The sequence below is a fragment of the Ferrimonas sp. YFM genome, from assembly GCF_030296015.1.
In the GTDB taxonomy this organism is placed as follows: Bacteria; Pseudomonadota; Gammaproteobacteria; order Enterobacterales; family Shewanellaceae; genus Ferrimonas.
The window spans coordinates 1,971,075-1,997,498 of the sequence record NZ_AP027368.1; the positions used below are offsets into that span (position 1 = coordinate 1,971,075).

The window sequence follows — 26,424 nt, forward strand, 5'->3', positions numbered from 1 at the left end:
TTACCTTGGGGCTGAAACTCAGTAAAGTAGCCGCCATTAGAGATTTACCGAGGCTCCTTCATGCTCACCTGGCAGTTACTTACCTTCGACCAACTTTCCAACAACGCCCTCTACGATCTGATTAAGCTCAGGATCGACATCTTCGTGGTGGAGCAGAATTGCCCCTACCCGGAGCTGGACAACAAGGATCGCCTTCCCGGGGTGTACCACCTGCTGGGCTATGAGGACGACACCCTGGTGGCCTGTGCCCGCCTGTTGCCGGCGGGGGTCAGTTTCGACGCAGTCAGCATCGGCCGGGTGGCGATGGCCATGAGCCAGCGTGGCAGCGGAGCTGGCCACAGGCTGATGGACGAGGCGCTGACTCAGTGCCAGCGACTCTGGCCAGGTGAAGCCATAGAGATTGGCGCCCAGGAGCATCTGCAAGGTTTCTATGGCCAACATGGGTTCAAGGCATTTTCCGAGGTGTACCTGGAAGATGGCATTCCCCATGTGGATATGCGCCGGGTCGCCCGGTGATCTCCAGTAATCGTGCCCTGTGGTTGCTGATAGGCGGTAACCTGGCGGCGGCGTTGTCCGATGTGGCGGTCAAATGCCTGAACGGCGAGGTGCCTCCTTTTCAGTACCTGTTTATTCGCCAACTGATCGCCACCCTGGTGTTGTTGCCACTGTGGCTGAAACTGACGCCGGCCGGCCGCCAACCCGGCCCCTGGGGCATCGCCCTGTTGCGCTCTCACCTGATTCTGGTGGGGGCCGCCTGCATGGTGGTGGCGGTGACCCATCTGCCCCTGGCCACCGCCAACGCGGTATTCTACGCCGCGCCGCTGCTGATGCTGCCCCTGTCGGTGTGGATCCTGGGGGAGCGGCCCTCAATGAATCGGGTGCTGGCCACGCTGCTGGGGTTTGCCGGCGTCCTGCTGGTGCTGCGCCCCTCCCAGTTTCACTGGGCGGCCGTGTTTGCCTGTGGCACCGCCATCACTCTGGCGCTGTTTAACCTGTTGGTGCGTAAGTTGCCCAAGGGCCAGTCGCCGGTGGCCACGGTGTTCTGGACCAATCTGCTCTGTCTGCCCCTGGCCGGGCTGCTGGCGGCGCTGAACTGGGCGCCGCTGGATGCGATGCAGGTGCAGTGGATTATCGCCAGTGCCCTGGGGGTGCTGACCTACAACGCCATGGCGGTGGCCGCTTATCGCCTGGCTCAGGCATCGGATGTGGCCCTGGCGGAATACTCCGGGCTGCTGTTCGTCGCCCTGTTTGGAGTGCTCTGGTTTGCCGAGGTGCCAGATGGCATCACGGCCCTGGGCATCGCCCTGATCGTGTTGCCCATTGCCCTGGTGTCCCTGGGCAAGCGTGGCTGGCAACGGCTGAGGCGCAGGGCCGTCTGAACAACCGACTGTCACTGCCGGCCCACATGGGGTAGATTACGGATTCTCTTGTGAATCTATTTGAAGTGAACGCGATGAGTATCAATCCTCCTACTGGCAGCGACATTCGCCTGACCACCCATAATGGCCATCAGTTGGTGGTCATGCCCCAGGAGAGCCGGGGGCCCGCCAGGCTGTTTGTCCCGCTGTTTCTCAGTGTGTGGATGGTGGGTTGGGCGTTCGGCTGGGTCAACGCCGCCAGAGAGGTGCTGGCGGGCGAAGGAGGGCTGTTCCTGATGGTCTGGCTGGCAGGCTGGACCCTGGGCGGCGCCGTTGCCGGTTATATCCTGCTCAGAAGCTTTAAGAAACCCGCCCCCGAGCAGTGGCTGCTGGCCAAACCCTCACTGCACATCGATACCGGCCTGCCGCCCATGCGCCATGTGGGCCGTCATGGCGGCCGAGCCAGCTGGAAGGAGATGTTTCCCCAGCGCAAGCGCTTCGAGCTGACCCCATCGGAGATGGCCACCCTGGCCCTCAGAGAGACCGACAGCGGTAACCGCTTGACCGTGGACCAGGGCGCCGAGCGCATCGAACTGGCCCAGACCGCCACCGAAATTGAGCGGGAGTGGCTCTATGAGCTGCTCAGGCTCAACTACCGGCTCTGAGCCTGCTGTCTCTGGCTGAATTGTCGGCCACGTCGGGCAAACCAGAGATAGAAGGGGTTCAGTGGCTTCATCAGGGAGGCGGCGAACCTCAGCGACAGGCTGGCCTTCTCCGGTGACCCCACGCCGAACAGCGGCTTGGGCCGATACTCCAGCACCCGGGTTTCAAGGGCCGCGGCCACCTCTGCGCCGTACAGCTGCTCTATGGCCATCAGTGCCGCTTCATAGCTGCCGACAGCGGGCGCCGAGGTGATCACCTTGTCCTCTCTCACCACCGGATCTTCCTCAGGCTTTGCCCCCAGTTTTGCCAGCAGGGGGATCATGGTGAAGTTGGTGGTGGCGCTTTTCTGCTCCAGCAGGCCGGCACTGGCCAGAAACAGGGCGCCGGCGCAGGTGCCAATAAAGACCTGGGCGCTAGAGTGCTGGCGCTGGATGAATCTGAGTGCGTTTTCGTTGGCGCTGACCCAGGGCAGCATGGCGCCGACCACAACCACATCTACCTCGGGGCACAGGTCAAAGCTCAGGGTGCTTCGAGACCGGTGGCCAAAGATAGAGCGTGAGGCACCCGGCTGCTCCCAGACATAGTGAAACTCTGCATTAGGCAGGGCACTGAATACGTCCACGGCACCGATGATGTCCGGTGAGTAGAGCCAGGGCGGGGAGATGACCGCGACCTTGAGCGGCTGGCTGGGCAGAGGAGGGGACGGTTGGTCGGCTGGAGCGTCATAGCGGCGGCGAGGCTCATACTCCAGAACCAGTTCGGCCAACCGGGCCAGCCAGCGGCCTCGCAGTGCTGCCAGGGCCAGATAGGCCGCTTCCAGGGCGCCGGTGGAGGGGCCGGCGGTAATGAATTTTCCCCACTGGACGGGTCCCTGACCTCTAACCGACTCGACATCGGCATCGGTTAAGGCGGACAGCGTGGTCTCATCCGAGGTGACTCGGGCGCCGGCCATCAGGCCGGCATTGACCAGGGAGATGAGGCCCGAGCCTATGGCGATAACCAGTTTGGCGCCCTTCACCTGCCGCTGCAGAAACCGCCGGACCTCCTCGCGTTGGCCAAAGCCGGGGTCGAGATCGGGAATCACCAGCAGATCCAGGTCGGGGGCGTCGTCAAAGGAGTGCTCCGCCTCAATGGCATAACCGCCCTGGTCGGTGACAAACCCGGCTTGCGAAGAGATGTGGACGGTTTTATTCCCGGGGTGCAGGCCCAGGACAGACTGGGGGCCAGCGACGTGCGCCGGCCGCAGGCCCGGGCCGATGATAAAGCCGATGCGGCAGGTGGTGAACAGCACTGGGGGCTCTCCTTCATGAATCGGCACCGGTATGGCGCCGCTGGCGGCCAGTATCTGTCGCCCGGGTTCGCCACGCCATGACCGCTGGGGGGCGAATGTTCAAGGCGGTACAGTTGAGGAGAAATGTTCCACTTTGTCCCGCCGAAGTGGAGCCTGGACGCGGCAATCAGTATGATTTTCGCTATCCCCACAGAGACAACTTTGGAACGGACATTGGCTGAATCAAGAGGCAAGCGGCAATCGGAGCGCTCGGTCAGCGCCATACTCACCGCCTTCAGCGAGCTGTTAAGCGAGAGGCAGTACCACGAGATCTCCATCGCTCAGATCGTCGAGCGGGCAAACCTGGGCAGGACCACCTTCTATCGCCACTTTCAAGCCAAAGTCGACGCCCTGGTGGCGGTCCATCATCCCAGGGTCAATCGCCTGTTGGTGGGCTTGGAGGACCAAGCCACCTGGCTGGCCGATGAGGCGCCGGCGGGCATGATAGAGACCCTGGAGGCCTTCCAGTCCAAGCCTGGAATGAGGCTGAGCCTGATGCACACCTTCGGCCGCGATGGCGATCAGTTGCTGCGCCGCATGAGCGAGCAGTTGACCTCGGGGATAAAGCAGAGGCTGACTCTGGCGTTTTCCCAGCGCCAGTGGGCGATCCCCAGCGAGATGCTGGCCGCAGCCCTGGTGGCCAACTTTGAGGCGCAAATACGGGTGTGGATCGCCGTCAGGCACCGGCTCAGTGCTAAGGAGTTTGCCGACCAACTGCATCAACTGAACCGTGGCTTGGTGTTGGCGGCCCTGGGGCAGCAGGCGTAGTGGTGTCGAAGATTTAGATGAGGGACTTTTCCATGGCCATCGCTGCCATGACCACCTCGTCGGTCAGTGCTTGGTGGCTGGCGCCGTGGCTGAGGTACCCCATTCTCGTGTAGAAGGGGTGAGCGTTGAGAGAGGCGTTCAGGCTGAGCCTGGTGAGCCCAACCTGGCTGGCCCGCTGCTCCAGCCGGTTTAACAGGCGGCGACCGATGCCTTGGCCACTGGCGCTCGGATGAATGTAGAGCGCCTGCAGCCGGCTCTGGCCCAAAAGCACTATGCCAAAGCCCATCACGCCGCGCTCTGAACACTCAGCCACCTCCACCAGGGTGTTGTCACTGGCGATGATGCTGTGAAGCCAGTCGCTGCGGTGTTGGCTCGGCGGCGGTGACCAGGCCCTGAGGAGCGCTTCAGGGTAGTGGCTGCGGGCGCTCTGGTGGACCGATTCGTAGTGAATGGTCACCAGGGTGGCAGCGTCTTGGGCCACAGCGGCCCTCAGGTGGCACTCCATTGCAGGCCTCGTCCTCTTCGCGGGAATCACTAATCATTCCAACAAGATAACAGCTTTATTTCTGGCCTTCACTCGCGCGCCAAGTGGGAGGGAATGCCGGGCCATGACGGCCCGGCAAAAAGGCGTTACAGCAACCAGGCGTAGCTGAACTTGGCAAAAACGCTGCGTTCCAGCTGTTCCAGGCCATTGTCGAACCCATCATTGAAACGGCCATCGGCGTAGCCGGCGTAGAACACCGTCTGTGGGTTGACCTTGTAGGCGTACAACAGCTCGGTAGAGAGCGCCCGGGTGGTGGGGTCCACCTCGTGGGACTCATACAGGCTGGGATCCCGGTCGATGTCGCGGAAGATGGCGGACAGCCTCAGGAAGCTGCGCACACTGAACTGCCAGTTCAGTCGCAGATCCGTCAGGTTGGCGGTAAACAGGGTCCCGCCGTCGACCTTGAGTTCACGCCACAGGTGGTCCACCTCCAGCACGATGTGGGACAGGGGCTGCCACTTGAGGTAGGAGCTCAGCTGCTTGCGGGTGGCGGGCTGGTTGTTGGCAAAGTCGATGTCATCGCCGTAGAGCGGATGAAACTCCAGCTCCAGGTTGCTCAGGGGCTTAAATTCGATGTTGAGGCCACCGAAGGTCTCGTCAAACATTGGCGCGTTGCCATCCAGCACCAGATCCTCCGGGCGCTCCCGGCGGCCACGACGCTCACGGGTAACGCCCCACAGGGCAAGGTAGCTCTGGTAGCCGCCCTCGGCGCCGAAGCGGAACTCCGCTTCCCGCTCCAGCCGTTCCCCGTCGTTGTTCTTGGTTTCATCCACGTCACCATTGAGGCGCACCTTGGTAAAGAAACTGTCGGTGGGGTACCAGTTGTAGCCTCCTCCAAGAATCGCCTTGGCGGAGTCGACGCTTTCGATGAAGCCCAGGTCGGCCCGGAACTCCTCGTCGGTGTAGCGGTAGATGGCGTAGGCATCCCAGTTGCGTGTCTCATGCTTGAGTTCACCCAGGAAGTGGGTGCCGCTCTGCTCCAGCTGGCGGGTTCGGGCCGCCTGTTCGCCGTCGGTCTGGTCGGCCAGATCCTCCGGGTACTGGGTGTCGGAGCCCACCACCAGCCACTCCACATAGGTCTGGCTGCTGAAATCGAAGCGTCCATCCAGGCCATAGGTGTAGTTGTGGTATTCGTCTGCCTCCCGGCCTGTGGCGATGGCGCCCAGGGAGAGGCGGTCACTGTGGTTGTAGCGATAGCGCAGGGCGACGTTGTCGCTGGCCCGGCCCAGGCTGGCGATGTCGGAACTGAGGTTGCCGGGCAGCAGGAAGTTGGTTTTTTCGTCCCGGGTCTGCAGCAGGCCGAAACTGTGATCGCCCCGGGCCCCGGTAAGCTTGGCGCCATATTCCGGTTCGGCCAGGTTCCGGGTGTGCACCAGGTTGGAGTAGGTTTCGAACTGATCGGCGTTGTCCAGGTAGAAGGGGCGCTTCTCTGGGAAGAACAGGGCAAAGGTGGTGTTCACATCCAGCTGACCGGCGTCCGCCTCCACCTGGGAGAAGTCCGGGTTGACCGTCAGGTTCAACAGGGTGTCCGGGGTCAGGTTCCAGCGCAGATCGCCGCCAAAGTCCATGTTGTCGCTGGACTCCCAGGGGCTGGACTCGCTGCTGCGCTCTTCACTCTGGCGCAGGGTCAGTGACGGGGTGATCTGCAGCTGGCGGCTGGTCTTGGCGTTGTTCAGGCCGGTGAGTTCGCTCATCTGACACAGGGTACAGGCGACGTTGCGATCCAGAGGGGTGTTGGAGAGACGATAGGTCTTGTCTCTGGGCCAGAACCTCACCAGCTCCACGCCCCAGGTCTGCATATCCAGGCTGTCATCGAAGTTGAACAGCCGCAGGGGCAGGGCGATCTCCACGATGTAGCCGTCGTCGGTGAGGCGTCCGGCGCTGTGCCAGATGCCGTCCCAGGCGTCGCTCTCCTGACCGGTCAGTTCGTTCTCGATGGAGTCTTCCTGGACGCCGAGGGGGTTGATGAAAAACTGGTAAGCCAGGCGGCCCTGATGCCAGGTGTCCAGTTTGATCCCCACCAGATCGTCGCCCCAGGCCCGGTCACGATCACTGAGGTTGGCACGGATCTGCTCCGGGTTGGGGTCTTTGGCGTGGAAGGCCACGTAGAGGGTGTCGTCGTCGGCGATGAGCCAGGCGGTGGTGGCCACCGGGGCCGGGGTGTTTTCCCCTGGCCGGGTTTCTATGGTGAGCTCCACCTGGGTGGCCTGCTTCCACGGGGCGTCATCCAGGTTGGCGTCGATGGTAATGCTGCCTGAGGTGGTGGGCAGGGTGATGGCATGGGCGAACTGGGTGCAGCTTATAAGAGTTGTCAGTGCTGCCAGGCGCTTGAGCATGGTCTTGTTTCCGATATAAAAAAACGCCGCCCAATGGTGACATAGGGCGGCGCTTCGTTCGAGGGGTTGTGGTAAGAAAATGTTACTTCACAGTTACCTGTTTGCCAGCACCGGGTTGCGGTACTGGTCCACCCACAAGGCGGTGGCGCCACAGATGGCCACCGGCATCACCACCAGGTTGACCACGGGGATCATGGCAAAGGCGGCAACCGCGGCGCCAAAGGTGAAGGCGGGCCCTTTGCGTTCGCCCAGGGCGGTGCGCATCACCCCGAAGTGAATCTTGTGGTTGTCGAAGGGGTAGTCCAGGTACTGAATAGCCATCATCCAGGCGCTGAACATAAACCAAATTATCGGGGCGAAAGTCTGGCCGATGCCGGGAATGACAAAGAGGATCAGCAGCAGCAGTGCCCTTGGAAGGTAGTACTTCAGCTTCTGCCACTCCCGGCCCAGAACCCTGGGCAGGTCCTTGAGCACGTCGGTGAAGCTGTCGTCGTTGACCGTTTTGCCGGTGAGGCGCCGTTCCACCTGCTCGGCCAGCAAACCGTTGAAGGGGGCGGCTATCCAGTTCATCACCGAACTGAAGATAAAGGAGAACACCACCAATACGGTGACCACCGCCAGGGGCCACAGGGCCCAGTCCAGCCAACTCAGCCAGTCGGGCAGAGAGGCCATCAGTTGATCGATCCACAGGGTCAGTTGCTGGAACAGCCAGTAGAAGGCCAGGGAGAAGAGCACCAGGTTGACGGACAGGGGCAGCAAAACAAAGCGGCGAAGCCCCTTGGTGCGGATCAGTTCAAAGCCCTTGATGAAGTAGGTGGCGCCGCTGGCGCCCGCTGGCAATATAGGTCGGTTCATAAACTCTGCATAAAAACTCGCTAGTTAGCCCCATTTTGATGGCTGACTGTGGAAAAGGTCAACAATGGGGTTGTTGCTGGCTGTTACAAAAGCCCCGGGGTTTTGATAGAGTGGACCATCAAAAAAATCCCGTTGAAATTGTTGAGAAATTAATCGTCCGATGCGGCTGAAACAGATAAAACTGGCCGGATTTAAGTCCTTTGCGGATCCCACCAAGGTGCCCTTTCCTGCGCAGATGACCGCCATTGTCGGCCCGAACGGCTGTGGCAAGTCCAATGTGATCGATGCAGTGCGCTGGGTGCTGGGAGAGAGCAGTGCCAAAAATCTGCGCGGCGATGCCATGACGGACGTGATTTTTAATGGCTCCGGCAGTCGCCAGCCCAGCTCTGTGGCCAGCGTGGAGCTGGTGTTCGACAACAGCTCGGGCCGGGTAGGCGGTCAATTTGCCAATTTCGCCGAGGTTTCCATCAAGCGTCAGGTGAACCGCGACGCCCAGTCCAGCTACTTTCTCAACGGCAACAAATGCCGTCGACGGGACATCACCGACATCTTTATGGGCACCGGATTGGGGCCCAGAAGCTACGCCATTATCGAGCAGGGGATGATCTCCCGCCTCATCGAATCACGCCCTCAGGAGCTAAGGGTGTTCATCGAGGAAGCCGCCGGCATCTCCAAGTACAAGGAGCGTCGCCGGGAGACGGAGAACCGCATCAAGCACACCAGGGAAAACCTGGAGCGACTGGCAGACGTGCGCAGCGAACTGGGCTCCCAGCTTGAGCGCCTGCAGCGCCAGGCCGACGCCGCCCGTCGTTATCGTACTCACAAAGCCAATGAACGCACCCTGCAAAATCAGCTGTTTGCCTTGCGCTGGCGGGAGCTCAGTGACCGCATGACCGAGTTGGAAACCCAGCTTGGCCAGAAAGAGACCGAGCACCAGCAGTGTCAGTCGGCCCAGCAGGGGGACATCAGCGCCATCCTGACCCTTGAGCAGTCCCAAAGCGACATCAAGGCACAGCTGACCCAGCAGCAGCAGGGGCTTTACCTGGCCACCAGTGAAGTGACCAAGCTGGAGCAGCAAATTCTTCACGGCCGTCAGCGTCATCAGCAACTGGAAGAGGAGCTCAGGCGCACTCAGGCCCAGTTAGATGGGGATGAGGGGCGCCGCCAGGCGCTGCATGAGGAGCGCGAGGAGCTGGCCGAACAGCTGGAGATGCTGGAGCCGGAAGTGGAGATGGCCGCCGAGTCCCTGATGATGCTGGAGGAGGAGCTGGAGCAGCTTCTGGAGTCCGGCAGCGATCAGCAGGGTCAGCTGCAGCAGGCGCAGCACCAGGTCAGCGACCTGACCCGCCAGCGGGACGTCTGCCGCACCCAGCAGGCGGCGGTGGCCAGGGAACAAGAGCAGCTGATTCAGCGTCAGGCACGCATTCAGGGCCAACAATTGCCTGAGGCACAGGAGAGCCAGCAGCAGTTGGAGCAGGCACAAGCCCGTAAAGAGGCCCTCAGCGACGAGGTGCAGCTGCGCCAGGAGGAGCTGGCAGAACACAAGCAGCTGGCGGCAGAGTGCGCCGACCGTCGGCGCGACACCGAAGCCGGCCTGCAGCAGGAGCGGGAACAGCTGGGGTCGACCCGGGCCGAACTGACCGCCACCCGAACCCTGATTGACGGCCTGCAGCAGCGACTGCCGGCCCCCTATGATGAGCTGCCGCGGGTGTGGCAGCAGATCCAGATTGACAGCCGTTGGCAGGTTGCCCTCGAGCAGGTGCTGGGGGAGTGGCTGCAGGCGGTGATCTCCGATGACACTCAGTTGCCCCAGGGGCTGATGGCCCTCTCCCAGGCTGACTGCGGCCCGGCCCATGGCCACTCCCTGCTGGCCAAGGTGGACTCCCCCCTGAACCTGGCCCCCTGGCTGGGTCAGGTACTCTGTGTGGACAGCCTGGAGACGGCGCTCCGTCGTCTGCCTCAGCTGGAGCCTCAGCAGTCACTGGTGACCCCAAAGGGAGAGTGGCTCGGTCAGGGGTTTATGCGAATGCCAGGAGGCAGTCAGCGTTCGGTGCTGGCACTCACCGACGATGAATCACGACTGATGGCCCAGGAGCAGGCCCAGGAAGAGGCGCTGGCTCATAAGGCTCAGGCGCTGGAACAGGTGAATGGGCAATTTGCCCAGTGCGAGGCCCGGGTACAGGAGGGCGAGCGGCTGTGCAATCAGCAGCGCAGTGCCCTGATGCAAGCGGAGCTGGAGCTGCAGAAGCTGACGCAGCAGCTGGAGCATCAGGCCCAACAGCGTCAGCAGGCCCTGGAGCAGCTGGAAGAGCTGGCACTGCAGATTGAGCAGGCCGCAGAGCAGTCCATGGAGCTTGAAGAGCAGCAGGAGCAGATTCAGGAGACTCTGGAGCGTCACCAGCAGCGCCTGACCCAGTTGCAGGATGCCCATCACAACCAGAAGGGGCAGAGTGATGCCCTGCGTGCCCGGGTGAGTCAACAGCAATCTACCGTGCAACAGATGACCCTGCAGCGCCAGACCCTCAGTACCCGCCTGCAGGGGATTGAGGCCCAGCTCGGTCAACAGCAGGGCAGTGCCGAGCAGTGGCGCGCCAGGCTGGAGGAGACCCGCGAGCAGCAACAGGGCCTGCTGGAGCCACTTGCCGAGTGGCAGATGGAGCTGGAGCTGGCCCTGGACAGACGGGCGGAGCAGGAGCAGACCATCGCAGGGCTCAATGAGCAGATGGCCGATGTGGAAGCCCAACTGGCGCGAATTCACGAAGCCAACCGCGGCCAGATTGACCGGCTCAACGCACTTACCCAAGTGATCACCGAACTGAAGATGGAGCACGAGGGGCTCCGGGTGCAGGCCCAGGGACAGCTGGATCTGCTGGCCGAATCCGAGGTCTCCCTGAAGCTGGTGCTTGACCAACTGCCCGCCGATGCGGCCGTGGCCAAGTGGCAGGAGGAGCTCACCAAGGTTCGGGAACGTATCAAGCGTCTGGGGGCCATCAACCTGGCCGCCATCGAGGAGTTCGAGCAGCAGTCCGAGCGCAAGCGCTATCTGGATGAGCAGAATGACGACCTGACCGAGGCTCTGGACACTCTGGAATCGGCCATTCGCAAGATTGACCGGGAGACCCGGCAGAGATTCAAGGCCACCTTTGATGAGGTTAACGACGGCCTCGGCGAGCTGTTTCCCAAGGTGTTTGGCGGGGGCAGTGCCTATCTGGCACTTACCGACGACGACCTGCTGGAGACCGGTGTCACCATCATGGCCCGGCCACCCGGCAAGAAGAACGCCACCATCCACCTGCTCTCCGGTGGTGAAAAGGCGCTGACCGCTTTATCATTGGTGTTTGCCATTTTCAGGCTGAATCCGGCACCCTTCTGTATGTTGGATGAGGTGGATGCACCGCTGGATGACGCCAACGTCGGCCGATTCTGCCGTCTGGTAAAAGAGATGTCGGAAACGGTACAGTTTATTTATATTAGTCACAACAAGGTCAGCATGGAGATGGCTGACCAGTTGACCGGTGTGACCATGCATGAGCCGGGGGCATCACGCATTGTGGCGGTCAACGTCGAAGAAGCCGCAGCTATGGCTCAACTGTAATAACAACAAGGTTCCTCACCGCTATGGATGATTTTCGCATTATTTTGATTGTCGTTGGTTTGCTGTCTATCGTGGGCCTGCTTGCCCATGGTCTGTGGTCCATTCGCAGGCAGCAACCGCGCAAGATGAAGGCGCGCCCCCTGCAGCCCCTGGATAACGATGCCAGTCGTGACTCACAGGGGTTTGATCCCGATGGAGTGGGGCAGGTGAGGACCATCAGCACCAAGGAGCCTGAGCTGGAGCTCCCAAAAGAGCCGATGATGTCGACCGAGCCAGCCTTGTCGGCAGAGCCCGAACCCAAGATGTTCGCTGAGCCGACGCCGGAGAAAGAGGAGCCTGCCCAGCGTCAGGAACCTGCCCTCTCGTCTGAGCCTGAGCCCAAGGAACCCGAGATTCAAGAGCCCACACTGTCTGAGGCACCATTGGCGGAGGTGAAGCCGCTGGAAGAGCCTCAAGCGCCAAAAGCCGAGAAGGTGGAGCCTCAGCTGAAACCTGAGCCCAAGGCAGTGGACCCATTGCTCAGCCCCGAAGAGGTGGTAGCGCCAGAGCCCCAGGAGCCGGAAGGTGGCCTGGTGACCTCCCCCGAGGACGTGCTGGTGATGCACGTGGTGGCCAAAGAGGGCGAAAGCCTTCAAGGGGCAGAGCTGCTGCACAACTTCCTCACTTTGGGAATGAAGTTCGGCGAGATGAACATCTTCCACCGTCATCAGGACAGCGCCGGCCGCGGCCCTGTGATGTACTCCCTGGCCAATATGATGAATCCGGGCACCTTTGACCCGGACACCATGGAGCAGTTTGAGACCCAAGGGGTGTCGCTGTTTATGACCCTGCCCAATCAGTGTGACGAGACTGTGGGCTTCTCCATGATGATGGGCGCTGCCCAGGCCCTGGCCGACATGCACGGCGCCATTGTGCTCAACGACTCCCACAAAGAGTGGGACGATTTCAGCAAAGATCGCTACATGGCCCGTATTCAAAAGTTTGAAAATCAGCCAATCTGATACCAACTTCACCACCCCCGCTTGGGGGTGCCCTGTTACCCAAGAGTGAAAGGCCGCCCCAGGCGGCCTGTTTATTTATGACCGAGAACGCCAAACAACGCATCGACGCGCTCAGCAAAGAGATTGAGCAGCACAACCACGCCTACTACGTCATGGACAACCCCAGCATCACCGACGCCGAATACGACCGGATGATGCGTGAGCTGCAGGCGTTGGAGCAGGCACACCCAGAACTGAAGCTGCCCAACTCCCCCTCCAGCCGGGTCGGCGGTGTGGCCCTGGATAAGTTCACTCCCGTGGTGCACCGGGTGCCCATGCTGTCACTGGATAACGCCATGAATGAGGAGGAGTTCCTTGCCTTCTATGAGCGGGTCAGTGGCCTGGTGGGCGAACAGAGCATCGAGCTGTGCTGCGAGCCCAAGCTCGATGGCCTGGCGGTGAGCCTGATCTATGAGCAGGGGCAGTTGGTGAGCGCTGCCACCCGGGGTGACGGCACCACGGGTGAGGGGATTATTGAGAACGCGCGCACTATCAAGGCGATCCCCCTGGTGCTGAAGGGCGACGACTATCCTGAGGTGCTGGAGGTGCGCGGCGAGGTGTTTATGCCTACCGCAGGTTTCGACGCTTTCAATGAGCGGGCGCGGGCCAAGGGTGAGAAGACCTTCGTCAATCCCCGTAATGCGGCGGCAGGCAGCTTGCGTCAGCTGGACTCCAAGATCACCGCCTCCCGCCCATTGAGTTTCTACGCCTACAGTCTGGGGGTGGTGGAGGGAGAGCGCACCCCACTGCCGAGCACCCACTTCGGCCAGCTCGAAGCGGTGAAGGCCTGGGGCCTGCCGGTGAGCGATCAGGTGAAGGTGGTCAGCGGCGCCGAACAGGCGCTGGAATATTACCGGGATATCCTGGCTCGCCGGGAGCAGCTGCCCTATGAGATCGATGGCGTGGTTAACAAGGTCAATGGCATCGCCCTGCAGCAGCAACTGGGTTTTGTCGCCCGGGCCCCTCGTTGGGCCATCGCCGGCAAGTTCCCCGCCCAGGAGGAGATCACCGTCCTGGAGGAGGTGGAGTTTCAGGTGGGGCGCACCGGCGCCATTACCCCGGTGGCCAGGCTCAAGCCTGTGTTTGTGGGTGGGGTGACCGTCTCCAACGCCACCTTGCACAACGCCGATGAGATCGCTCGGCTGGGTGTCATGGTGGGAGACAGCGTCATCATCCGCCGTGCTGGCGACGTGATTCCGCAGATCGTCTCCGTGGTCACCGAGCGTCGCCCCGAGGATGCCAAGGCCATTGAGTTTCCCGACAGCTGCCCGGTGTGCGACTCCGCCGTCGAGCGCCTGGAGGGGGAAGCGGTGGCCCGCTGTGCCGGCGGCCTCTATTGCCGGGCCCAGCGTAAAGAGGCAATCAAACACTTCGCCTCCCGCAAGGCGCTGGATGTGGACGGCCTGGGAGACAAGATTGTGGAGCAGCTGGTGGACAAGGAGCTGGTGGAAACCCCGGCGGATCTGTTCAAGCTCAGCGCCTCCACCCTGACCATGCTGGAGCGCATGGGCTCCAAATCGGCCCAGAACCTGGTGGGTGCCCTGCAGGCCGCCAGGGAGACCACCCTGCCCAAGTTCCTCTACTCTCTGGGGATTCGTGAGGTGGGGGAGGCCACGGCCGCCAACCTGGCCCGCCACTTCCGCAGCCTGGAGGCGGTGGCCGCCGCCGAAGTGGAGGAGCTTGTGGAAGTGGACGATGTGGGCGAAATTGTTGCCCGTCATGTGCACCAGTTCTTCCGTCAGCCCCACAACCAGGAGGTGATTGCCGCCCTGGTGGATCCGGAACGTGGCGGGGTGCATTGGCCAGAGATTGCCCAGGTGGATGAGTCGGCACAGCCTCTGAAGGGCCAGACCTGGGTGCTCACCGGTACCCTCAGCCAGATGAGCCGCTCTGAAGCCAAAGCAGGCCTGGAGGCCTTGGGGGCCAAAGTCAGCGGCAGCGTCTCCAAGAACACCCACTGTGTGGTGGCCGGTGAGAAGGCGGGCAGCAAACTGACCAAGGCCCAGCAACTGGGTGTCGAAGTAATGGACGAACAGGGCCTGATCGAGCTGCTCGGCGGTTGACTTAGGCCGGGGGACTCAGTGTAATAGCCTTTGTAAAACAGTTGGTTGTTTAGATGGTTAACCACCAGTCCCCCACCTCTCCACCTCAAGGGATGAGTTGGGTTATGATGAAGCTGTAGTCAAAATGCAACGACGCCCGGGGGTTAGGCCGCCGGGAAGGCTTAAGGTAGCGGTATTTCCTCTAGCCTGAGAACTGTCTCATGAGATCAGGGAGAACTCAGATGAAATCCGTAGAGCAATGGTTTGCGGAGTATGGCGAGAGCCACCGCAACCCCACCAACAAGACCATTCACTGGATCTGCGTGCCGCTGATCACCTTCAGCGTCCTCGGCATGTTGTGGTCCCTGTCACCCTGGGCCGCCCTGGCCGCCGTGGTGTTCTCGCTTCTGTTTTACCTGCGACTGTCCCGCCCGCTGGCGGTGGCCATGGCCGCGATTGCCGCCCTGATGTTGTGGGTGATCAGCAATCTGGCCCAGATTCTGATGCTCAGTGTGCTGATCTTCGTCCTGGCCTGGATTGGTCAGTTCTATGGTCATCACGTTGAAGGGAAGAAACCCAGTTTCTTTAAAGATGTGCAGTTCCTGCTGATCGGCCCCATCTGGCTGCTCGGATTTATCTTCCGCAAACAGGGGTGGCAGTATTGATGGGTCGGACACAGACCGGCGGGTTTGAGAGGGGTTATGGCGGTTTCTGAAGTACGGGTACCAGTGAACAAGCTGGAGGTGGGCCAGTCCATTCGGCTGCCCCTCTCCTGGAAGGAGCACCCGTTTCTGTTCAGCCGCTTTACCATTAAGGACTCTCAGCAGATAGCCATCATCGCCAAGCTGGGCCTTAAGTATGTCTACTTGCAGGCGGACCCGGCCTCGGCTGAGCTGATGCAGCAATCTTTGCAAGCCGAACCCCAGGTGGCCCCGTCACCGGAGCCGGCACAGCCCAGCGAAGAGGAGCTGGCCTTGCTTCGGGCTCAGGAGCAGGAACGCCAGGAAACCATCGACTACCACCGTCAGGTGCGCCGCTGTGAGCAGGCGTACAACAAAGCCCTGGAGCAGCTTAAGGCGGCCTATGGCTATCTTGCCGCGTCCCCTGACCGGGCGTTTGCCGAAGCCAGCTCGGTGATCGCCACTGTCCAGGAGCAGTTAGAGGCCCATGGCGAACAGGTGTTGCTGCTGCAGGTGTCCGCCAACCAGGACGGAAAGGGGCTGCACTATCACGGGCTCAATGTCTGCGTGCTGGCGATGATCCTGGGCAGAACCTGCGATTTTGAACCTGCGGACATTCGCCTGGTGGCGATGGCGGCGCTGTTTCACGACGTGGGTAAGCTGCGCATTCCTCACAGCATTTTGAACAAGCGTATTCCCCTGACCAAGCCGGAGCAGGCCTATGTGGATGCCCATCCCAAGATGGCCCTGGAGATGCTCAAGGGCGCGGCTCTGGGGCATAAACGCATCAAGCAGATGGTGGCCAACCACCATGAGATGCTCGATGGCAGTGGCTATCCGCAGGGGCTAAAAGGGGAGGCGATTTGCACCCTGACTCAGCTGCTCAGTGTGGCCAATGAGTACGATCATCTGATCAACGGCTCCCACAAACGTCTGTCTCCCCACCTGGCACTGGCTTACCTGTTCAAGTTCCGAAGGGGTCAGTTGAATCCGGAGTTTATGCAGAACCTGGTCAAGGTGCTGGGTCTGTATCCGACCGGGTCTCTGGTCAGGCTCAGCAACGACGCCGTGGCCAAGGTGGTGGGCGTGGATGAGCAGGACCAGAAATCCCCCAGGGTGATCATCTATGATCCCAAGGTGCCGCGCCGTGAAGCGAGGGTGGTGAGTCTGGTGGGCTTGGGTCTTAAAGTTCAGGAGCCTCTGGTGGAAGCTGAGCTGCCATCCTCCATTCGCGATTATTTAAGCCTTAACCTCGGAGGGGCCTGATGTCCCATATTCTTGTTGTCGGAGCCGGTTGGCTCGGACTGCCCCTGTCTGCCGCCCTGACTCAGGCCGGCCATAGGGTGACCGCCACCCGACGCAGCAGCGATGGCTTGCAGGCGATTGCCGACGTTGGCGCCACCCCTTTGCAGCTGGATCTGCAGCAACCCATTCCTGCGCTGCCTCAGTGCGATCTCATGGTGCTCTGCCTGCCACCCGGTCGTCAGCCGGATGCGGCGCCGTTTCATGAGCGGCTGACACCGCTGTTTGATGCCGCCGCGGAAGCGGGCGTCACTAAGGTTCTCTTCACCAGTGCCACCAGTGTCTATGGCAGTGTTCAGGGCAGGGTGGATGAGCGCGCCGAGCTGGACAGCGGAGAGCGGGCAGCGCGCATGCTCAAGGTTGAGCAGGAGATTCGGGCGCGTTTTGACCAGGTGACGGTACTGCGTCTGGCGGGCCTGGTGGGCGGTGAGCGTCATCCAGGCCGATTCCTGGCTGGTAAAAGCGGCCTGTTGGGGGCGCAGGATCCGGTGAATCTGGTGCACCGGGATGATGTGATCTCCGCCATTCTGGCGCTGATCGGCGCAGACCTTTGGGGCGAGACCTTTAACCTGGCCTCCCCCCACCATCCGGGGCGCAAGGCGTATTACCTTCACTGCGCCAGGTGCCTAGGTCTGGCAGCGCCCAGCTTCGATTCAGAGCACCATCAGCCCAGGTGGGTGGTGGGAGATAAGATTGCCCAGGCCCTGGGCTGGCGCTATCGCCACACCAACCTCTATGCCTTGCCGGAGCTGACCCGGTAACAGCAACGGTGAGCGCCTGCCAGGATGTGTTGTTCGCGCTCCACCTGGGCAGGCGCCAGCAGTTGCCGGAACAGGGCCAGTTCATTGCGGCAGAAGCCCTGACAGGCTGCCGCCGCGCTGCAGATGGGGCAGTGGTCCTCAATCAGCAGCCACTGTTCACCCTCTTGCTCAACCCGTGCCAGGTAGCCCTCCTGAGTGCGCAGCTCCGCCAGCAGAGCCAACCTGGCTGGCAAATCGTCAGTACCTGACAGCTTCTCACTGTATTCAGCCAATTGCTGCTCGGCCCTATGGGCCAGAACCTGGTCGACGGCATCCTTGCCCTGCAGGGAAACGATGCTGTTAATCATCTGAATTGCCACATCATTGTGTCGGTCTCCGAAACTTTGATGCCCCTGACGGGTCAAATGCCAGTGTCGGCTGGGACGGCCCTTGCCCTGCCTCTTGTCGAAGTGGCCCACCAGTTGTTGCTGCTCCAGTTTTTCCAGGTGCTGCCTGGCGCCCATGGTGGTCATCTCAAGCTCGGATGCCAGAGGAGCAACCGGGCTGGGGCCCAGACGCTTGAGCAGGGACAACAGCTGTTGTTGGGTTGAGGACATAGAGTTTATCTCTTTGATGGTTCAGATCATCCTAGCGCGAACCATGATTATATCAAACTATTGCTTTATTTAAGGAGGCCGGAATGAAGGCTTGGTTGATGGCGATACTAATAGCGGTACCACTGGGTGCCATGGCCGAGGGTCGCTGGGTGGAGGTCTCCGGTCAGGCTCAGGGGCAGTTGCCGGTGGATAAGGTGCAACTTCAGTCCCGCATCGAACTGGTGGCCAAGGATCCGGTCAGTGCCAAGGAGCAGGTGGATGCTCAGGTCGCCAGGTTGTTGGCGCTGTTTCGTGAGCACAATATCCCCAAGCAGAGTGTGGATGCCGGTTCGCTGAGGGTTTCCGCCGAATACCACTACGAAGATCGCACTCGGGAGCTGGTGGGCTATCGTGCCAGCCGCAGTATCGGCCTGAACCTGGATGCGGCAGAGTCTGGCAAATGGCTGGCACTGCTGCTGGAAAATGGCGTCAATCAGGTGGATGAGCCCAGATACTGGTCCAGTGAAGGGGATAAGTTTGAAAAGCAGTTGATGGAAACCGCCTTCAACGATGCCCTGGACAAAGCCAAGCGGCTGGCCAAGGTCAGCGGCAACAAGCTGGGTGAGGTGCTGATGATTCAGGAGTCTCGGGGCAGCATGCCCAGACCCATGATGGCCATGAGCCGGATGGAGGCGGATGTGGCCTATCAACCCGGTGGCCAGGAAGTGACGGCCACCGTGCTGATCCGGGTTGCGCTGGCGGATTAAATCAGCGCAGAGCGGGCCTGGTTGAGCATACCCAGCAGGTCTCCGCCATTGAGTCCCTGGGGATTGTCCAGAAGCTGCTGCTGACGGGCCCCCAGGGTATCCTGCACCCCTTTAATGGTGTCTACGGCCTCAGTCAGATCCGCGGCGTCGCCGCCGAGCACCTGACTCAGGGTACCGCCCCCCTGTGCCTTCAACAGTCCCTGGGCCTCCTTGATGAAGGCCTGACTTTTGGCCTGGTTGGCCTCCATCAGTTTGGCCAGTTCGCCATCGAACTCCTGAGCGTGAACCTGAACCTTGTCTTTGGTGGCCTCGACCTTGTCTTTGGCCTGACTTATCTTGGTCTGGGCGGGCTCCTGATCCATCTGGGCCTTACGGTCCTTGGCCGCCTGTTGGATACGATCCAGGCCGGGCTGGGGTCCCTGGGTCAGCAGGGCATGGCTGTTGCTGATGTTCATAATTGTCCTCTTTGGTTGTGGCTGTTTGAGCAGCCGTCCTCTTTGTGGATGGAGATTGCAAAGGGTGTGCCAGAGGGAAATACCTTTACTTTGTAACCATTTGGGATTGACCCGCCCCTGGGTTAACATGTGTCAAGAACGTCAGCCTGAATAGGCTCTGGCGGCAATAAGGGGGGCAAGGCGTTGCCACCCCGGAAATTTTTGAGAGGATAACGTTGTGATTGCGAGACTGTTCGCGTTAGCGCTGATGGCTGTGGCCTTTGTGGCCCCTGCCCAGGAGTTCAAGGAGGGGGTTCACTACAAGGTGGTGGATGGCCTGTCCGAGTCCAAGACCCCGGTGATCAGGGAGTTTTTCTCCTACTACTGCGGGCATTGCTACCGTTTCGACCCGGCGTTCAAGCAGATCACCCTGGCCCTGGGTGACAAGATCCATGTGGAAAAGACCCATGTGAGCTTCAATCGTGACAGCTGGAAGCTGGCGGCAAAGGGCTTCTACATCAGTGAGATTCTCGGGGTCAGCGAGCAGACCCATAAGGCGTTTTTCGAGCGCATTCAGCGTGATGGCAAGCCGATTAATACCGATGCCGAATTGAAGCAGTTTTTTGTTTCTCATGGCGTCAGTGCAGCGGATTACCGCAAGGCCGCCGGCAGCGCCGATCTTAAGCTGAAACTGGCAGACGGTGACAGCCGCACCATGCTGGCTCAGATCACCGGCGTACCCTCGGTGGTGGTGAACGGCAAGTACCTGATCGTTAATCCCGGGCGCACTCTGGCTGATTACCTGGCCCTGGTTGAGTACCTGATGACCAACCCCTGATCCCTTCGGCCGGGCCTGTGCCCGGCCAGCTTTCCCCTCCCCAGTTCGACCAAAGTCTAGCGGCCGCTATTTCCTGCCATTTACCAATGTAAGCAACTGATATTAAAGTCATTTGTTGTAATGCCTTGTCTGGTGTTGCGCAACCTTAGACTAAGGTCTACGAGGCGTGGGCCACTCCCCTTGCTAGGTTAGAACCGACGAGATGCCGATCACACTTTGCATCCGGCCTGGCGTTGCTACCTGTGTCAAATCACATCTATCCAACGTCAGAAGTTGTGTTTCAAGAAGCAGTTGCACAGGCCAGATGCGCATTGGATGGGCGATCACTACTACAAGAATGGAAACATGGGGAGCGATTATGGCATTCGAAAGCACCGAATCCGCCAAAGCGTATTGGAAGGAAAATCTCAGGCTGCTGTTGTCACTGCTGGTGATCTGGTTTGTGGTCTCCTTTGGTTTAGGCATCTTGCTGGTGGAGCCCTTGAACAGCATCAAGCTATTTGGCTTTAAGCTCGGGTTCTGGTTTGCCCAACAGGGGGCGATCTACGTCTTTGTGGCGTTGATTTTTGTCTATGTGGCCAAGATGAACGCCCTGGACAAGAAGTACAAAGTTCAGGAAGACTAGGAGAGCAACATGGATCTGCAAACACTCACCTTTATTGTCGTCGGTTTGACCTTTGCGCTGTACATAGGTATTGCGATCTGGGCCAAGGCCGGCTCCACCAACGAGTTCTACGTGGCCGGCGGCGGCGTGCCTCCTGTGGCCAACGGCATGGCCACGGCCGCCGACTGGATGTCAGCCGCCTCCTTCATCTCCATGGCGGGCCTGATCTCTTTCATGGGTTACGATGGCGGGGTATACCTGATGGGCTGGACCGGCGGTTATGTACTGCTGGCTCTGTGTCTGGCGCCTTACCTGCGTAAGTTCGGTAAGTTTACCGTGCCGGACTTCATCGGTGACCGTTACTACTCCCAGGTGGCCCGAATTGTGGCGGTCGTCTGTGCCATCTTCGTCTGCTTCACCTATGTTGCCGGCCAGATGCGTGGCGTGGGCGTGGTGTTCAGCCGCTTCCTGGAAGTGGACATTGTCACCGGTGTGGTCATAGGTATGGCCATCGTGTTCTTCTACGCGGTACTGGGCGGCATGAAGGGGATCACCTACACCCAGGTTGCGCAGTTCTGCGTGCTGATCACCGCCTATCTGGTGCCTGCCGTCTTCATCTCCATCATGATGACCAACAACCCTCTGCCACAGCTGGGCTTCGGTTCGACGCTCAATGACGGGTCGGGGATGTATCTATTGGATAAATTGGACGGGCTATCGACGGAGTTAGGGTTCAACCAGTATACGGACGGATCGAAGAGTACCATTGACGTGTTCTTCATTACCGCCGCCCTGATGGTGGGTACCGCCGGTCTGCCCCACGTGATTGTGCGCTTCTTTACCGTACCCAAGGTGAGTGACGCCCGTCTGTCGGCCGGTTGGGCCCTGGTGTTCATCGCCATGCTGTACACCACCGCGCCTGCGGTAGCCTCCTTTGCCCGTGTAAACATGATCAACACCATTAACGGTGAAGACGGTCGCGGCATCGTCGGCGAGCAAGCCCCATCCTGGGTGAAGAACTGGAGCGATACCGGCCTCATCAGCTGGGAAGACAAGAACGGCGACGGTCGCATGTTCTACTCCGGTGACGAACGCAACGAGATGAAGATTGACCGTGACATCATGGTACTGGCCAACCCAGAGATCGCCGAACTGCCCAACTGGGTGATCGCCCTGGTGGCGGCCGGTGGTGTGGCAGCGGCCCTGTCCACCTCTGCAGGTCTGTTGCTGGTGATCTCCACCTCGGTGTCCCACGACTTGTTGAAACGGTCGCTGATGCCGAACATCACTGACAGACAGGAGTTGACCTACGCCCGAGTGGCTGCGGCCGTCGCCATTGTGGTGGCGGGGTATCTGGGAATCAATCCGCCGGGCTTTGTGGCTCAGGTGGTGGCGTTTGCCTTCGGCCTGGCAGCGTCGTCCTTCTTCCCGGCCATTATCATGGGCATCTTCTCTAAGAAGATGAACAAAGAGGGTGCCATTGCCGGCATGATCTCCGGCATCACCTTCACCGCGGCGTACATCATCTACTTCAAGTTCATTAACCCAACGGGCAATGTTCCTGAAAACTGGTGGTTCGGCATCTCCCCAGAGGGTATTGGTACCCTGGGTATGATGGTGAACTTCATCGTGGCCTTCGCGGTGAGCAAGGTGACCGCCGCCGTGCCTCAGGATGTGCAGGATCTGGTCGAACAGATTCGCTTCCCGAAAGGCTCTGGTAAGGCGCAGGCCCACTAAACCAGATCAGCAAAGCAAAAGGGGCGGTATCACCGCCCCTTTCTTTATTCGAGATTCCATCGCCAAACAAGATTGGCAAAACCGGTTCAGATCATGGTGAGGTTGACGATCCGCAGGATGATGCCGATGAACAGAAACAACACGCCCATGCGATAGAAGCGAAATTCGCGGATGGTGAAGTCTTTAAGTTTGCCCACCCACACTTGCCAGAAACCATGCAGATGCTTCTGACGCATGCTGTAGAGGGTCAGGGAGGTCAGCACCAAAAGGGCACCGCCGAGTAAGAAGAACGGCTCAATTATTGTTAACATGATGGGGCTCCTTGCCAGTTATGCTCTGAGACTATCAAAGTCGGATCACTGGCACGAGCCGATTACGACTAAAGGATAAAGCCTTAGGAGACCGAAATGGATCATGGTCTTACCCCCCTGGTGCAGTTCCTGTCTGACACTGTGCCTTTTGATACCCTGCCCGAAGAGGCGAGAGAGCGCTGCGCCGCCAGTATCGAGGTTGCCTACGCCAGCCGGCGCGACCGGATGATCGAGTTTGATCCCAATAACCCCAGCCTCTACCTCATAGCCAGTGGTGTGTTTGAGCTGCGCAGCAAGGAGGGGGAGTTGCTGTCCCGGCTGGACAGCCACCAGAGCTTTGGCTTTCGGGCTCTGCTCACCGGTGAACCCACCGCCGCAGACATCCACATCATCGAGGATGGTCTGCTCTACCTCATTCCCCAGGCGATGTTCGATGAGCTCCGCTATCACCACAAGGAGTTCGAGCGCTTTTTCAACCGTCAGCACGGCCAGCGCATCCGTTTGGGGGAGCGCTACGACAGCCACAGGCACACCAACTCCATGAAGCTGTCCAAGGTGATGAGCGCCAATGTGGTCAGCGGTGACGGCCAGATGAGCATCGCCGACGCCGCGGCCAAGATGAGTGAGCACCGCATCTCCTGTCTGCCCATCACCCATGAGGGGCGGATTGTGGGCATCCTCACCGACCGGGACCTGAGAAACCGGGTGCTGGCCAAGGGCGTGGCGGTGACCTCCTGCGTCAGCGAAGTGATGACCGCCGATCCCCTGTGCGCCGAACCTCAGGCCACCTGGTTTGATGCCCAGTTGATGATGACCCGCTACAACATTCACCATCTGCCAGTGGCAGAGAGTGGCAAGCTGGTGGGACTGGTGACCAGTAACGACCTGATGCGCCAGTTGGACTCCGACCCGGCGCTGATCATCAAGCAACTGAACCGCTGCAAGGATCTGGATGCCCTGGTGCGGGTGATGGAGGGGGTACCGAACCTGGTCAAGGCCCAGGTGGCGGCGGATGTCTCCGCCGAACAGGTGGGGCGTCTACTCACCGCCATCTCAGATCGCCTCACCGAGAGGCTGATCAACCTGGCGAAGGAGGAGCTGGGGCCGGCACCCATCAACTGGTGCTGGCTGGCATTTGGCTCCCAGGCGCGCATGGACCAGGTGGTGGGGTCGGATCAGGACAACGGCCTGCTGCTCTCCAAGGAGCCCAATGAGGAGGAGCGCGGCTACTTCCTCAAGCTGGCGGAGTTTGTCTGCCTCGGGCTGGATCGCTGCGGCCAGACCCTGTGCAAGGGCGAGGTGATGGCGATGAACCCCAAATGGTGTCAGTCCATGGAGGGGTGGAAGCAGCAGTTCGACCGCTGGATCCTCGAGCCCGAGCCCATGGCGGTGATGCACAGTTCCATCTTTTTTGATATCCGCGGCATCGCCGGCGACCTGGCGCTGGCCAAGCAGCTTCAACACTATGTGGTGCAGCAGGCCAGTCAATCGGATTTCTTCCTCACCTATCTGGCGCGCAACAGCGTCAGCCGCCGTCCGCCCCTGGGCTTCTTCCGCCAATGGGTATTGGACAAGGATGGCGAACAAAAGGAGGGGGTGGATCTCAAGCACCGGGGACTGGCCATCGTCAACGACATAGGCCGGCTGTACGCACTGGCGTGCGGAAGTGATGAGGTTGAGACTCCCAGGCGCCTCAAGGCGGCCATGGAAGCGGGCCTGTTGACCCGAAAGGATGCCCTCAACATCGCCGATGCCCTGGAGTTCATTCGTCAGCAGCGGCTGGACAATCATGAGCGCCAGTGGCAGGCGGGGGAGAGCGCCAGCAACTATCTGGAGCCGCGTTCCCTGTCGCAACTGGTGCGCCACCAGCTCAAGGATGCCTTCGTGGTGGTCGGCCAAGCGCAGGACGGGGTGAAGCTCAAATATGGGAAGCAGCTGTGAGTTTGCTCAGCAGCAAACTGTGGCGCTGGCGTTGGCAGGCCTGGCGCAGCGGAGAGTCGGTGCCCGCCACCGAGCATGTCGGCTCGAGCTTTGACCAGTTACCCTTGCTGGCCCTGGATCTGGAGCTCACCGGCCTCAATCCCAAGGAGGATGAGATTGTCAGCATCGGCGCCGTTCCCATAGAGGGGGGACGCATCCGCTGTGGCACTGCTTTCTATCAGTTGGTGAAAGCCAATGGCAGCGTCGGCCACTCGGCCACCATTCATGGCATCGTCGATGGTCAACTGGAGCAGGCGCTGGATCTCACCGCTGCCCTGAAGCGGCTTTGGCCGCTGCTGGAAGGTAAGATTCTGGTGTGTCATAACGCCGAGCTGGATCTGGCTTTCCTGCGCCGGGCTCTGAAAGAGTGCGGGGTGTCGCAAGCGCCGCTGCTGGCGGTAGATACCCTGGAGCTGGAGCAGCGCCGGTTGGTGCGACAGGGAAAGCCGCTGGCGGCGGGCGATCTTACCCTGGCCGCCTGCCGGGAGCGTCACGGCTTGCCCTATTACCAGGGCCATGATGCCCTGGTGGATGCCCTGGCCTGCGGTGAGCTGCTGCTGGCTCAGGCTGCCGCCATGGGCGGCAACCCTAACTTGGGTGAGCTCTTGGGGCCCTGAATCAGGAGGAGGAGGCCGTACTCGCTTCCTCTTCTGCCACAGTGGCTTCGGACTCGGGGTCTGCTTCTGTTTCCTGAGAAGGAGCCGCGGGCTTGGTGGAGGCTTTTGCCTGAACGGCCTTTGCTGCTTCGGCTTCGGCAATGGCCAGGCGCTGTGCGTCCATGGCCTGCTTCAGGGCAGCGATGGTTTTGGTGACGGACTCGGCCTGATCATCCTGTGCCAGGTTGCGTCTGTCGATACCATCCAGGGCCTGGGCAATCTTATGCAACCTGCCTTCGGCTCTGAGTACAAAGGCCTCGAAGTCATCACTGTCCATGGCGCGCAGATGGGTCACCTGCTGGGCGATGTGACGGCTGTGGTCCAGTTCAAACTCTGCCTTGGTGACCGCCTGGTCGATGGCAAGGGTATTTCTGGGGTCGGCGGCGATCACCGCTTTGGCCATCTCCAGGCTGGCAACGGCGCCCTGGAAGCTGATGGGCACCACCTTGGCCAGACGATTTCGCTTCATCTGATCCAACTGTTTGGCCAGGCTGCTCAGCTCCCGCTTCTCAACGGTTTTCACCTCCAGGGCCTGCAGCAACAGCAGCAGTTCGGCCTGCTCCTCCCGAGCATCCTCCAGATCGCCGTCGGACACGTCTTCCAGCATCTCTTCCAGCGTCGACTCTGCTCGTTTCATCTCCCTGGCGTAGTATGAGGCGGCCTCCAGTTTGCCCAGGATCTGCATCATCTCCAGGGTGGGCGCCAGCTCCTTCTCCGCAGTCTGGCGAATCAGGTTGGCGCTGTTCAGGGCGGTGTTGGCCTGGTTGACGGCCAGCAGAATATCTTCAACGTCCCCTTCATCCGCTTCGGCGGGAGTGTAGCGAATGTCGTCAAACTCTTCCTGGGCTTCCTCCAATGCCTCTTTGGCCTCTTTCACCTGGTCTGGTGCAAAGCGGCTGAGCTCCTGGGCATTGAGCTCGGAAAACCTGGACTCAAGCTGTTCAAGGTGTGACTGGGCATTGAGGTAGTGTTCGGTCGCCTGGGCTTGGGCCTGTTGCTCTTCCACCAGTTTCGGGGTGCTTTGGCAACCGGTAAGCAACAGGGAGAGGATGAGGGCGCTCTTAGACAGAGGGTGTTTCATGGGAGCCGAGTTCCTTTTGGGGCATTTTGCTAGCCCTCCTTGTCGACCGAGTCGAGGCAAAACTTGAGTCTCGAGCGAGTGATATTTGTTCGAACGATCTCGGCCGGTGCAAGGATTGTGACACAGTGAACATCTTCGTCACCCTGGGGCGGAATAAATCCAGTAAC

General features: G+C 60.4%; 24 protein-coding genes. 16 read left to right on the forward strand and 8 right to left on the reverse strand.

Annotated elements, in window-relative coordinates; genetic code table 11:
- The first annotated feature begins 60 nt into the window (after positions 1–60).
- The 3 genes from QUE41_RS09155 to QUE41_RS09165 all read left to right on the forward strand — a co-directional run bounded on the left by QUE41_RS09155 (position 61) and on the right by QUE41_RS09165 (position 2,023).
- The gene (locus tag QUE41_RS09155) at positions 61–516 is read left to right on the forward strand and encodes a GNAT family N-acetyltransferase (protein ID WP_286342569.1); all 456 of its coding nucleotides are present in this window, start codon (positions 61–63) and stop codon (positions 514–516) included.
- Entirely contained in the window at positions 513–1,379 is an 867-nt protein-coding gene (locus QUE41_RS09160; RefSeq protein WP_286342570.1) for a DMT family transporter, read from the forward strand. Before QUE41_RS09155 ends, QUE41_RS09160 begins: the two co-directional genes overlap by 4 nt.
- A gap of 74 nt (positions 1,380–1,453) precedes the next feature.
- Positions 1,454–2,023, forward strand: a complete 570-nt coding sequence (locus tag QUE41_RS09165; RefSeq protein WP_286342571.1) for a hypothetical protein — start codon at positions 1,454–1,456, stop codon at positions 2,021–2,023.
- Here the strand turns inward: QUE41_RS09165 and QUE41_RS09170 are convergent.
- The gene (locus tag QUE41_RS09170; protein WP_286342572.1) at positions 2,011–3,312 is read right to left on the reverse strand and encodes a DJ-1/PfpI family protein; all 1,302 of its coding nucleotides are present in this window, start codon (positions 3,310–3,312) and stop codon (positions 2,011–2,013) included. The genes QUE41_RS09165 and QUE41_RS09170 overlap by 13 nt on opposite strands.
- Before the next feature lie 213 nt (positions 3,313–3,525).
- Between QUE41_RS09170 and QUE41_RS09175 the strand changes: the two genes are divergently transcribed.
- Positions 3,526–4,119 (forward strand): TetR/AcrR family transcriptional regulator, encoded by a 594-nt coding sequence (locus tag QUE41_RS09175; protein WP_286342573.1) that lies wholly within the window; start codon positions 3,526–3,528, stop codon positions 4,117–4,119.
- A 13-nt stretch (positions 4,120–4,132) separates the two neighbouring features.
- Here the strand turns inward: QUE41_RS09175 and QUE41_RS09180 are convergent, their stop codons facing one another.
- From QUE41_RS09180 to cysZ, 3 genes are all read right to left on the reverse strand, one after another.
- Positions 4,133–4,600 (reverse strand): GNAT family N-acetyltransferase, encoded by a 468-nt coding sequence (locus QUE41_RS09180; protein ID WP_286342574.1) that lies wholly within the window; start codon positions 4,598–4,600, stop codon positions 4,133–4,135.
- 149 nt (positions 4,601–4,749) lie between these two features.
- Positions 4,750–6,999 (reverse strand): carbohydrate binding family 9 domain-containing protein, encoded by a 2,250-nt coding sequence (locus QUE41_RS09185; RefSeq protein WP_286342575.1) that lies wholly within the window; start codon positions 6,997–6,999, stop codon positions 4,750–4,752.
- 93 nt (positions 7,000–7,092) lie between these two features.
- On the reverse strand, positions 7,093–7,854 hold the full coding sequence (gene cysZ / locus QUE41_RS09190) for a sulfate transporter CysZ (RefSeq protein ID WP_286342576.1): 762 nt from the start codon (positions 7,852–7,854) through the stop codon (positions 7,093–7,095).
- Positions 7,855–8,014: 160 nt separating this feature from the next.
- Between cysZ and smc the strand changes: the two genes are divergently transcribed.
- The 6 genes from smc (at position 8,015) to QUE41_RS09220 (ending at position 17,274) form a co-directional block, all read left to right on the forward strand.
- Positions 8,015–11,449: a chromosome segregation protein SMC gene (gene smc / locus QUE41_RS09195; RefSeq protein ID WP_286342577.1), complete on the forward strand. Its 3,435-nt coding sequence runs from the start codon at positions 8,015–8,017 to the stop codon at positions 11,447–11,449.
- Positions 11,450–11,472: 23 nt separating this feature from the next.
- Entirely contained in the window at positions 11,473–12,450 is a 978-nt protein-coding gene (gene zipA, locus QUE41_RS09200) for a cell division protein ZipA (protein WP_286342578.1), read from the forward strand.
- Between the two features lie 77 nt (positions 12,451–12,527).
- Positions 12,528–14,552, forward strand: a complete 2,025-nt coding sequence (ligA, locus tag QUE41_RS09205) for an NAD-dependent DNA ligase LigA (RefSeq protein WP_286342579.1) — start codon at positions 12,528–12,530, stop codon at positions 14,550–14,552.
- Between the two features lie 221 nt (positions 14,553–14,773).
- Complete coding sequence (locus QUE41_RS09210) at positions 14,774–15,196, forward strand: Mpo1 family 2-hydroxy fatty acid dioxygenase (protein ID WP_286342580.1); 423 nt, start codon at positions 14,774–14,776, stop codon at positions 15,194–15,196.
- A 36-nt stretch (positions 15,197–15,232) separates the two neighbouring features.
- Positions 15,233–16,477, forward strand: a complete 1,245-nt coding sequence (locus QUE41_RS09215) for a cyclic di-GMP phosphodiesterase (RefSeq protein ID WP_286342581.1) — start codon at positions 15,233–15,235, stop codon at positions 16,475–16,477.
- Entirely contained in the window at positions 16,477–17,274 is a 798-nt protein-coding gene (locus QUE41_RS09220) for an NAD(P)H-binding protein (RefSeq protein WP_286342582.1), read from the forward strand. The genes QUE41_RS09215 and QUE41_RS09220 overlap by 1 nt, the downstream gene beginning before the upstream one ends.
- Here the strand turns inward: QUE41_RS09220 and QUE41_RS09225 are convergent.
- Positions 17,247–17,870, reverse strand: a complete 624-nt coding sequence (locus QUE41_RS09225; protein WP_286342583.1) for a helix-turn-helix transcriptional regulator — start codon at positions 17,868–17,870, stop codon at positions 17,247–17,249. The genes QUE41_RS09220 and QUE41_RS09225 overlap by 28 nt on opposite strands.
- Positions 17,871–17,953: 83 nt before the next feature.
- Between QUE41_RS09225 and QUE41_RS09230 the strand changes: the two genes are divergently transcribed.
- Complete coding sequence (locus QUE41_RS09230; protein ID WP_286342584.1) at positions 17,954–18,616, forward strand: SIMPL domain-containing protein; 663 nt, start codon at positions 17,954–17,956, stop codon at positions 18,614–18,616.
- On the opposite strand, the gene QUE41_RS09235 is transcribed toward QUE41_RS09230, so the two are convergent.
- Positions 18,613–19,071, reverse strand: a complete 459-nt coding sequence (locus QUE41_RS09235; RefSeq protein WP_286342585.1) for a hypothetical protein — start codon at positions 19,069–19,071, stop codon at positions 18,613–18,615. The two genes, QUE41_RS09230 and QUE41_RS09235, sit on opposite strands and share 4 nt — an antisense overlap.
- Positions 19,072–19,288: 217 nt before the next feature.
- Here QUE41_RS09235 and QUE41_RS09240 point away from each other — a divergent pair, with 217 nt between their 5' ends.
- The 3 genes from QUE41_RS09240 to QUE41_RS09250 all read left to right on the forward strand — a co-directional run bounded on the left by QUE41_RS09240 (position 19,289) and on the right by QUE41_RS09250 (position 22,229).
- Positions 19,289–19,888, forward strand: coding sequence for a thiol:disulfide interchange protein DsbA/DsbL (locus tag QUE41_RS09240; RefSeq protein ID WP_286342586.1), 600 nt, complete (start codon positions 19,289–19,291; stop codon positions 19,886–19,888).
- Positions 19,889–20,246: 358 nt separating this feature from the next.
- On the forward strand, positions 20,247–20,513 hold the full coding sequence (locus QUE41_RS09245; protein WP_286342587.1) for a DUF4212 domain-containing protein: 267 nt from the start codon (positions 20,247–20,249) through the stop codon (positions 20,511–20,513).
- Positions 20,514–20,522: 9 nt separating this feature from the next.
- Positions 20,523–22,229, forward strand: coding sequence for a sodium:solute symporter family protein (locus QUE41_RS09250; protein WP_286342588.1), 1,707 nt, complete (start codon positions 20,523–20,525; stop codon positions 22,227–22,229).
- 86 nt (positions 22,230–22,315) lie between these two features.
- Here QUE41_RS09250 and QUE41_RS09255 read toward each other — a convergent pair whose 3' ends face one another.
- Positions 22,316–22,540: a hypothetical protein gene (locus QUE41_RS09255; protein WP_286342589.1), complete on the reverse strand. Its 225-nt coding sequence runs from the start codon at positions 22,538–22,540 to the stop codon at positions 22,316–22,318.
- Positions 22,541–22,636: 96 nt separating this feature from the next.
- Here QUE41_RS09255 and QUE41_RS09260 point away from each other — a divergent pair, with 96 nt between their 5' ends.
- Entirely contained in the window at positions 22,637–24,481 is a 1,845-nt protein-coding gene (locus QUE41_RS09260; RefSeq protein ID WP_286342590.1) for a DUF294 nucleotidyltransferase-like domain-containing protein, read from the forward strand.
- Positions 24,478–25,137 (forward strand): 3'-5' exonuclease, encoded by a 660-nt coding sequence (locus tag QUE41_RS09265; protein ID WP_286342591.1) that lies wholly within the window; start codon positions 24,478–24,480, stop codon positions 25,135–25,137. Before QUE41_RS09260 ends, QUE41_RS09265 begins: the two co-directional genes overlap by 4 nt.
- Before the next feature lies 1 nt (position 25,138).
- Here the strand turns inward: QUE41_RS09265 and QUE41_RS09270 are convergent, their stop codons facing one another.
- Entirely contained in the window at positions 25,139–26,257 is a 1,119-nt protein-coding gene (locus QUE41_RS09270; RefSeq protein WP_286342592.1) for a hypothetical protein, read from the reverse strand.
- Between the last annotated feature and the right edge of the window lie 167 nt (positions 26,258–26,424).

Excerpts from the sequence above, each read along its gene's own strand:
- QUE41_RS09155 (WP_286342569.1), top strand. The coding sequence starts at position 61 with ATGCTCACCTGGCAGTTACTTACCTTCGACCAACTTTCCAACAACGCC.
- QUE41_RS09165 (WP_286342571.1), top strand. The coding sequence starts at position 1,454 with ATGAGTATCAATCCTCCTACTGGCAGCGACATTCGCCTGACCACCCAT.
- QUE41_RS09185 (WP_286342575.1), bottom strand. The coding sequence starts at position 6,999 with ATGCTCAAGCGCCTGGCAGCACTGACAACTCTTATAAGCTGCACCCAG.
- cysZ (WP_286342576.1), bottom strand. The coding sequence starts at position 7,854 with ATGAACCGACCTATATTGCCAGCGGGCGCCAGCGGCGCCACCTACTTC.
- smc (WP_286342577.1), top strand. The coding sequence starts at position 8,015 with ATGCGGCTGAAACAGATAAAACTGGCCGGATTTAAGTCCTTTGCGGAT.
- zipA (WP_286342578.1), top strand. The coding sequence starts at position 11,473 with ATGGATGATTTTCGCATTATTTTGATTGTCGTTGGTTTGCTGTCTATC.
- ligA (WP_286342579.1), top strand. The coding sequence starts at position 12,528 with ATGACCGAGAACGCCAAACAACGCATCGACGCGCTCAGCAAAGAGATT.
- QUE41_RS09210 (WP_286342580.1), top strand. The coding sequence starts at position 14,774 with ATGAAATCCGTAGAGCAATGGTTTGCGGAGTATGGCGAGAGCCACCGC.
- QUE41_RS09215 (WP_286342581.1), top strand. The coding sequence starts at position 15,233 with ATGGCGGTTTCTGAAGTACGGGTACCAGTGAACAAGCTGGAGGTGGGC.
- QUE41_RS09220 (WP_286342582.1), top strand. The coding sequence starts at position 16,477 with ATGTCCCATATTCTTGTTGTCGGAGCCGGTTGGCTCGGACTGCCCCTG.
- QUE41_RS09225 (WP_286342583.1), bottom strand. The coding sequence starts at position 17,870 with ATGTCCTCAACCCAACAACAGCTGTTGTCCCTGCTCAAGCGTCTGGGC.
- QUE41_RS09230 (WP_286342584.1), top strand. The coding sequence starts at position 17,954 with ATGAAGGCTTGGTTGATGGCGATACTAATAGCGGTACCACTGGGTGCC.
- QUE41_RS09235 (WP_286342585.1), bottom strand. The coding sequence starts at position 19,071 with ATGAACATCAGCAACAGCCATGCCCTGCTGACCCAGGGACCCCAGCCC.
- QUE41_RS09245 (WP_286342587.1), top strand. The coding sequence starts at position 20,247 with ATGGCATTCGAAAGCACCGAATCCGCCAAAGCGTATTGGAAGGAAAAT.
- QUE41_RS09250 (WP_286342588.1), top strand. The coding sequence starts at position 20,523 with ATGGATCTGCAAACACTCACCTTTATTGTCGTCGGTTTGACCTTTGCG.
- QUE41_RS09255 (WP_286342589.1), bottom strand. The coding sequence starts at position 22,540 with ATGTTAACAATAATTGAGCCGTTCTTCTTACTCGGCGGTGCCCTTTTG.
- QUE41_RS09260 (WP_286342590.1), top strand. The coding sequence starts at position 22,637 with ATGGATCATGGTCTTACCCCCCTGGTGCAGTTCCTGTCTGACACTGTG.
- QUE41_RS09270 (WP_286342592.1), bottom strand. The coding sequence starts at position 26,257 with ATGAAACACCCTCTGTCTAAGAGCGCCCTCATCCTCTCCCTGTTGCTT.